We start from the raw sequence: 3453 nt of genomic DNA, 5'->3' as shown, positions 1-3453 counted from the left end.
CTTGAACAAAGGCACATCCGAAATTATATCAAGCGCTTTTTGAATATCTATAGACATATTTGTTGTAGCTGTATTTTGATTTAGCTGCTGATTATCACGATTATCCTGAGTATTATCAGTAGCCACTTGATATGTTGTCTCTTGTCGACCTATTAATTTATCTAGAGATTCATCTAAATGAATATAGTAGTGACGATAATTCTTAGTCGTCAATGACTGACGCAGCTCATTTAATTCTGTATAACGTTGATATTCTTTTAAATCATCACTTTCTTCTGTTGGTAATTCATCTGCCTGCACATTTTCTATTATTTCTTTAAAAATCGGTGTTGATTGTTGTTCAACATATTTCTTAATGGCTTTAACCACTTCGTCTGAAAATGTAAGTACATAAGTATTGCTGATTGATGTTTGTGGTTGATATAAATCTTCAATCATTTCCGGTTTAACGTCATAATGCTGATTTAATACTTTATCTGAAGCTTCTTTTTTATTGATAAAACGCGTTACAAATGACATATCTTCTCGCATTGGTTGACGAATTTGTTGATTAACATGTTCTTGTAACGCATCTGTCGCTGTTAATAATCGCTGTTGTTGAATTTGTAGCTTTTTCTTCTTTTTATTAAAAAACCCACCAACATTAAAATCTTGAGACATACTTTCCAAATAACTTCGTAACATTTCTCTCATATTATGCGGCATAATGTATGCATTTTCTAAAATATTTTTACGCTTATTCTTTAAAAATGCCATTAATTCATCTGGATTATTTAAAAGTTGTGCCTCTTCACTAATTGCTTGATGTTGTTGACTATTTAAAAATGCTTGTTCAAACTCCGCTTCTTCGATACCTAAATCTTCTAGTACTTCCTGAATTTCAGACTGAATGTAATCTAGCTGCGCTTCGGTAATGTATTCAACCGTTCTTGATGTATAATCCTCTATTGTCTCTCTATGTTGATCTAATGAAATTAGATAACTTGATAATACTTCAAGTTCATTTTCAGGGTGATCAAATTTAGATACATAAAAGGTGCGTTCTAATTTAATGCCCCAATCTGCAATTGATTTTTCAACTCGTGATTTAAACGTAGAGAATGACAATTCATCGTCTTGATGCTTGTCAATTTGATTAATGATAAACACAACAGGTATTCCAACATCATTTATATGCTTCATAAACTTAAAGTTAAGTTCAGATTGAACGTGGTTATAGTCAACCGTATAAAATATCATATTACTTGTATACATATATTGTTCTGTTATTGACTGATGTGATGCAACATTTGAATCAACACCTGGTGTATCTTGCAACGTAAACCCATTTTCAAATTTAGCTGATTGAAAATTAATTTCTACAGATTCAACGTCGACATTTTGGCGATTCATTTCCCTTACTTCATCATAATTAGATAATTTGGCATATGTTTGATTCGGCAAATTAGCAATAATATCGTGATTGTCTGAAACTGACACAATAGCAGTATTACTTGTCGTTGGTACAGGTGAACTTGGTAAGATATCTTGTTCAATTAATAAATTTATCAGTGTCGATTTACCTGCAGAAAAATGTCCAACGAACGAACATGTATATTGCTGCAAATATACTTTCTTAATTACTTGGTTAATTGTATGTAAAAGTGCTTCATTTCGCGACTTTTCAACTTCTTTTTTTAATTTATATAAAAGATCTAATTGTTCTTTATTAATCATGTTACTTTCCCCTTTGGTTCGTTCACATAGAAATGCTTGCTTGTTAAAACGAATTCATACAATATCGATGTCCATTTAAACATAGATCGTTAAATGGCTCGCATTGTATTATGTTTAAATTTTATCATAGCTGCTTGATAAAACATACGAATAATCAATTTTCTTCAAACATTCCAACTTAAAAGTTCATATTTCTAAAAATCACAAATCATCGTTAAATTTTTCTAGAAAATAAATATTGTCACAGTTTGTTCACACACGTCACAGAATTGACACCGTATAATAGCCAATTGGGAGGGAAATATGAAAAATACATTTAATCCATTACAAAGATTACATTTCTATGCAGCAATATTTATTGCTCCACTGTTAATCACTTTAACCATTTCGGGCATTGGTTACTTGTTCTTTCCAGAAGTTGAAAATAATATTTATAAGAATGAGTTTTTTGGTGACAGTGATGTAAAAACGCATCAAACATTAAATGATGCAGTACATCAAGTTGAACAACAATATGAAGGATTCTTTGTAAGTAAAGTTAGCATACTTGATGAACCATATAACAAACGAATTACACTGAGTGATATGGCAGGAAATCAACGTTACGTCTTTCTAGATCATAACAATCAATTTGTTGCAGATCAAAATGCGAAACATACGTATTCTAATGTGATGCGAAGTATACATAGTTCTTTGTTTACTGAAAATACTATTATTAATTATTTAGTAGAGTTAACCGCATGTTGGACGATATTCATGATTTTATCTGGTACTTATTTACTCATTAAGAAGCATTTAATTTCTAACAAAAGTAAGGCACTTCGTTGGCAAAAGTGGCACGCAATGATTGGAGTTATCATTGCAATTCCAGTATTTGTATTAGTTTTAACTGGATTGCCATGGTCTGGTTTTATGGGCAGTAAAATTGCCGGTATGATGGACACAAACGGTGACCTTGGTCAAGGTGAATTAGCGATTAATCCACCTAAATCAGATTTGAACGAATTACCTTGGGCTACACGTAAAAATAAACAGCCAGCTTCATCCGAAAAAGGTTCAAGTGGTCATCATGGTAATGCAGCAATGCCTCAAACCAAATTAGATTATCAAATATCTATTGATAAGGTCGTTGTACAAGCGCAAAAAGCTGGTATTAAAAAGCCGTTTTCAATCGTATATCCAAGTGATAAAAATGGTACCTTTATTGTATCTAATACTAGTAATTCAGGTGTTACTGGGCTAGATGTATCACCTTACAAGGAACAAACACTTTATTTCGACCAATATAGCGGTAAAAAGCTAGGTACGATTAAATATGATGACTACGGTATTATTGCTAAATGGTTTACATGGGGCATTCCGCTTCACGAAGGTCATTTATTCGGCATTTTAAATAAAATCATTAATTTATTTGTATGTATCACTTTATTAGTAGCCATTGGCATGGGGTTTGTCTCTTGGATAAAGCGTACAAAAAATACTGCAGTAAAAGTACCACATCGCGTAAAAAAACCAGCATCTATATCACTCATAATATGTTTAATTGTATTAGGATTATTAATGCCATTATTTGGATTATCACTTATCCTTGTATTTATAATTGAATTAATATTATATATTAAAGATCGTCGTGCTAAACAATAATGCACTTAAAGTTTTGAACTGACGAAATTTACAAAATGATTCTCGTCTCTCTAATTACTTAAAACGGGTTCTATAATAAATCGTACTGATGGA

2 protein-coding genes are annotated in these 3453 nt (G+C 31.6%); one reads left to right on the top strand and one right to left on the bottom strand.

Going from position 1 to position 3453, the window contains the following annotated elements:
* Window positions 1–1716: dynamin family protein (locus IDG60_RS09205; RefSeq protein ID WP_206160635.1), on the bottom strand; the 1716-nt coding region annotated here is incomplete at its 3' end.
* Window positions 1717–2019: 303 nt separating this feature from the next.
* Here IDG60_RS09205 and IDG60_RS09200 point away from each other — a divergent pair.
* Complete coding sequence (locus IDG60_RS09200) at window positions 2020–3360, top strand: PepSY-associated TM helix domain-containing protein (protein ID WP_000798987.1); 1341 nt, start codon at window positions 2020–2022, stop codon at window positions 3358–3360.
* Window positions 3361–3453: the final 93 nt, after the last annotated feature.

The sequence above is a fragment of the Staphylococcus sp. EG-SA-2 genome, assembly GCF_017152085.1.
The sequence above is the reverse complement of the archived record's forward strand: the minus strand, read 5'-3'. Positions and strand labels throughout refer to the sequence as shown.